Source organism: Methylobacterium sp. B1 (assembly GCF_000333255.1).
Lineage (GTDB): Bacteria > Pseudomonadota > Alphaproteobacteria > Rhizobiales > Beijerinckiaceae > Methylobacterium > Methylobacterium fujisawaense.
Map to the genome: position 1 here is coordinate 1 of NZ_BACT01000929.1, position 4,362 is coordinate 4,362.

Genomic DNA, 4,362 nt, shown 5'->3' on the forward strand with positions numbered 1-4,362 from the left:
CCGAATCGGCCGCGAGCCAGCGGACCAGCTCCCGGTAGGCGATGCGCGCGGCGTCCTCCATCGGCCGGGCTGAGCCGATCGTCATGTAGAAGTTGGCGGTCTCCAGCCGCGGCCAGCGGAAGGTCCAGCCCTTGATCAGGTCGATCTGCACCGTCGTGTGGGTCGGGTGCTCCACCGCGACGCCGCAGAGCTCGCCGTCGCCCTGCGCGGCGTGGCAGTCGCCCAGATAGAGCAGCGCGCCCTTGGCATTCACCGGCAGGTAGATCACCGCGCCGACGCCGACGTCGGGCAGGTCCATGTTGCCGCCGTAATAGTCCGGCTGCAGCGAGGAGATCGCCTCGATCTCCGGCGAGGTGCCGATCGTGCCGATGAACGGCTGGTAGGGCAGCGTGATCCGGTCGTTCCAGCGCACGCCGTTCTCAGCCGTCACCTCGAGCTTGCGCACCCGCTCGGGCAGGGACGGGTTGAGGAGCGCGGTGTCGCCGGTGGCGACGAGGCCGCCGAATTCCGGCATGATCAGCGTCGTGCCGCAGGGCTGCGGGCCGCGCGGCCGGATCGAGCGGATCGCCACCGCGAGGCAGTCGCCCTTCTCGGCGCCGTTGACGTAGATCGGTCCGTTCTGCGGGTTGAGATAGGGGAAGTTCAGGATCTGCGTCGGGCTGTCGGTCTCGTGGCGGATCTTGCCCTCGAAGGCGTCGTGGGTCTCGACGGTGACCACGGCGCCCGGATCGACGGTGAGGACCGGCTCGGCGAAGGGCCCGTAGACGTAGTGGTAGCGGCCCTGCTCGGCCTCCGTGATCGTGTGCTCCTGGCCGGACTTGCCGCCGGCGACACCCTTGCGGGCCATGATGGACTGATCGAGCCATTGCATGGTCGTCTCTCCCTTGGTTGACGGATTGAGGTGTCAGACGGCGAGGTGGCGCCGGACGAGGTCGCGGTCGTCGAGGTCCCGGGCCGTCAGCTCCGCGACGATCCGGCCCTTGTCCATGACGTAGCTGCGCTGGGCCATGGCGCGGATCAGGTCGAGGTTCTGCTCCACGAACACGATCGTGACCCCGGTACGGCGGTTGAGATCGACCAGGGTGCGGCCGATCTGCTGCACCACCGAGGGCTGGATGCCCTCGGACGGCTCGTCGAGGAGGATCAGGGCGGGTCCGCCGACGAGGACGCGGCCGATGGCGAGCTGCTGCTGCTGGCCGCCGGAGAGGGTTCCGGCCCGCTGCCCGCGCCGCTCCCGCAGGATCGGGAACGGCCCGAAGGCGCGCTCGTAATCCGGCCGCTCGCCCTTCGGCAGCAGGGACGCGCCGACCGTCAGGTTGTCGGCGACGCTCATGCGCGGGAAGACGTCGCGGCCCTGGGGCACGTAACCGATGCCGAGGCGGGCGCGCCGGTGGGCGGCGAGGCCCTCGACCGCGGCGCCCCGGAAGGCGATGCCGCCCCCGGAGGCGGGCAGCAGCCCGACGAGGCTGCGCATCAGCGTCGACTTGCCGACGCCGTTGCGGCCGATCACCGCCACGATCTCACCGGGCCGGACCGCGAGGTCGACCCCCTGCAGCACGGGCTTGCCGCCGTAGCCGGCCCGCAGGCCGGTGGTCGCGAGAAGCGGCTCAGGCATCGGCGACACTCCGCAGGGGCGGCGCATCCGTCTCGCCGAGGTAGATCGCCGCCACCCGCTCGTCCGCGATGATCGCGTCGGTGGTGCCCTGGGCGAAGATGCGCCCGACATGGAGCACGGTCATCCGCTGGGCGATCTGCCGGACGAAGGCCATGTCGTGCTCGATGGCCAGCACCGCGACGCCGTCGCGGTTGAGGGCCTGTACCATCGCGCCGGTGGCGAAGGTCTCGTCCGGCGACATCCCGGCGGTGGGTTCGTCGAGGAGGAGCAGGCGCGGCTTGAGGCTGATCGCCATGCCGATCTCCAGCCACTGCTTCTGCCCGTGGCTGAGATTGCCGGCCCGCTCGGAGGCCGCCGCGCTGAGGTTGAGGAAGGCGAGCAGCCGGCGGATCTCGGCGCCGAGCGAGGCCCCCTCGAGATGATGCTGGAGCGCAATCTCCAGGTTGTGGGCGACCGACAGGCTCGGGAAGATGCCCGGCACCTGGAACTTGACGCTCATGCCCCGGCGGATCCGCGCGAAGGGCTTGAGCGCGGTGATGTCCTCGCCGGCGTAGAGGATCTGCCCCCGCTCCGGCGTGTATTCGCCCAGCAGCAGGCGGAAGAAGGTGCTCTTGCCGGCGCCGTTCGGCCCGATCAGGCAGTGGATCTCCCCCGCCGCGAGGGCGAAGTTCACGTCGTTGGTGACGTGGAGGCCGCCGAAATGCTTGCTGAGAGCGCGGGTCTCGAGGAGCGGAGTCATCGGCCGGCCTCCCGGCGGCGCAGGCGGCCGAGCCCGCGCATGGCTGCCACCACCAGGCCGTCGGGCGCCGCCAGCACCACCACGACGAGGAGCAGGCCCATCACCACGAGGGCGTACTGGCTGCCGTAGATCGTCAGCGCCTGGAAGCCGCCGAGGACCACGAGCGTGCCGAGCAGCGTGGCCGTCAGGTCGCCGCGGCCGCCGACCGCGACCCAGATCACCGGCAGCGCGGCGGCGGTGAGGCCCATGCTGGAGGGCGTGATGTACTGGCCCCAGGCGGTGTAGAGGGTGCCGCTCAGCCCCGCGAGGGCCGAGCCGATCACGAAGGCGGCGAGCTGGTAGCGCCGAACGTCGTAGCCCAGCATCTCGGCCCGTTCCGGGTTCTCGCGGATCGCCACCAGAACGTTGCCGAACCGGGCGTTCACCAGGATGCGCAGCGCGAGGTAGACGACGATCAGCAGACCCAGGAGGCCGTAATAGAGGGCGACGTCGGGAAACAGCACGATTTCGCCGTCGAACCACGGCACGGTCAGGGGCGGCATGCCGCTCATGCCGTTGTAGCCATTGAGGCGCGCCGCCCCGATCTTCCATTCCGGGCCGGCGGTCTGCGCCATGAAGCGCTCCAGGGCGAGCGTCACCGACAGGGTGATGATGCCGAGAAACACGCCGCCGATCCGGCCGAAGAACAGGAAATAGCCGAGGAGGGCCGCCATGACGGCCGAGAGGGCCACCGCCAGCACCAGGGCCGCCAGGGTGAAACCGTAGGCGGCGCCGACATTGAGGGTGAGCACCCCGTAGGCGTAGCCGGAGAGGCCGAAGAAGGCGGTCTGGCCGAAGCTCAGCGCGCCGCCATAGCCCCAGATCAGGCACAGGCCGAGCGCCATGAACACCCAGCAGAAGAAGTAGGCGGTGTTGCCGACCGTGTAGCCGTCCGCGAACCACGGATAGGCGATGGCGGCGGCGATCACGATCGCGAACGCGGTCCAGAAGGCCGGCCCGCGTCCCAGGGTCTGCGGGCCTTCGAGGCGCCGGAGCAGGGTCATCGCCAGACTCATCACCATGGCCTCACGCCCGCTCGCGCAGGATCAGGCCCGAAATGCCCCGCGGCAGCACCCGGATCACCAGGATCACCGCGACGAGGAGCCCGATCTGCCCGAAGAGCTGGCCCTGCCACGTGGTGAGCAGTGCCCGCACCGTGCCGAGCACGAGCGCCGCCGGCGCCGTGCCGAGGAAGATGTCGGCGCCGCCGACCACCACGGTGACGAAGGCCTCCATGATGAAGGTCGTGCCCATGGTCGGCACGATGGTCATGGTCGGCGCGTAGAGCCCGCCCGCGAGGCCCGCCAGCGCCGCGCCGAGGCCGAAGGTCAGGGCGTAGACGGTGCGCGTGTCGACGCCGAGGGCCTCGGCCATGTGCGGCACCTGGATGGTGGCCCGCGCCAGGGTGCCGAAGCGGGTGGCGTTGAAGGCGAGGTAGAGCCCGGCCAGCACCGCGACGGCGGCGACCATCAGGACCACGCGATAGGTCGAGTAGGAGTAGCCGCCGACCGCGAAGCTGCCGAGCGGCGTGCCGATCCCCGGCATGCTGGAGCCCAGCAGGATCAGCGTGCCCTGCGTCGCCGCGAGGCTGATGCCCCAGGTTGCCACGATCGTGTCCAGGGGCCGGCCGTAGAGGTGGCGGATGACGAGGCGCTCCATCACCATGCCGACGGCGCCGGCCGCGAGCGCCCCCGCGAGGATGCCGAGGGGCAGGGGCAGCCCGGCCCGCGTCGTCGCCGCGGTCACGTAGGCCCCGCACATGATGAGTTCGCCGTGCGCGAGGTTGATGACGCCCATCATGCCGAACACCACCGCGAGACCGCAGGCGGAGAGCACCAGGAACGAGAACGCGTCGCCGATCTGGTAGAGGAACGTGAAGGCGTGGGTCAGCAGATCCATCCAGGAGGCCCGATCATGACGGAGGGGGCCGGGGCGCACGGGCCCCGGCGGTATCGTGCGCTCAGGGCTG

5 protein-coding genes are annotated in these 4,362 nt (G+C 70.6%); all 5 read right to left on the reverse strand.

The window, feature by feature from the left end:
* Positions 1-871 (reverse strand): acetamidase/formamidase family protein (locus I53_RS26140; RefSeq protein ID WP_043356369.1); only part of this gene is annotated, 871 nt, incomplete at its 3' end.
* 33 nt (positions 872-904) lie between these two features.
* Positions 905-1,615, reverse strand: a complete 711-nt coding sequence (locus tag I53_RS26145) for an ABC transporter ATP-binding protein (RefSeq protein WP_043356375.1) — start codon at positions 1,613-1,615, stop codon at positions 905-907.
* Positions 1,608-2,354, reverse strand: coding sequence for an ABC transporter ATP-binding protein (locus tag I53_RS26150; protein ID WP_043356371.1), 747 nt, complete (start codon positions 2,352-2,354; stop codon positions 1,608-1,610). Before I53_RS26150 ends, I53_RS26145 begins: the two co-directional genes overlap by 8 nt.
* On the reverse strand, positions 2,351-3,415 hold the full coding sequence (locus I53_RS26155; protein ID WP_374701374.1) for a branched-chain amino acid ABC transporter permease: 1,065 nt from the start codon (positions 3,413-3,415) through the stop codon (positions 2,351-2,353). Before I53_RS26155 ends, I53_RS26150 begins: the two co-directional genes overlap by 4 nt.
* A gap of 4 nt (positions 3,416-3,419) precedes the next feature.
* Positions 3,420-4,292, reverse strand: coding sequence for a branched-chain amino acid ABC transporter permease (locus tag I53_RS26160; RefSeq protein ID WP_043356373.1), 873 nt, complete (start codon positions 4,290-4,292; stop codon positions 3,420-3,422).
* Between the last annotated feature and the right edge of the window lie 70 nt (positions 4,293-4,362).

Excerpts from the sequence above, each read along its gene's own strand:
- I53_RS26145 (WP_043356375.1), bottom strand. The coding sequence starts at position 1,615 with ATGCCTGAGCCGCTTCTCGCGACCACCGGCCTGCGGGCCGGCTACGGC.
- I53_RS26150 (WP_043356371.1), bottom strand. The coding sequence starts at position 2,354 with ATGACTCCGCTCCTCGAGACCCGCGCTCTCAGCAAGCATTTCGGCGGC.
- I53_RS26155 (WP_374701374.1), bottom strand. The coding sequence starts at position 3,415 with ATGGTGATGAGTCTGGCGATGACCCTGCTCCGGCGCCTCGAAGGCCCG.
- I53_RS26160 (WP_043356373.1), bottom strand. The coding sequence starts at position 4,292 with ATGGATCTGCTGACCCACGCCTTCACGTTCCTCTACCAGATCGGCGAC.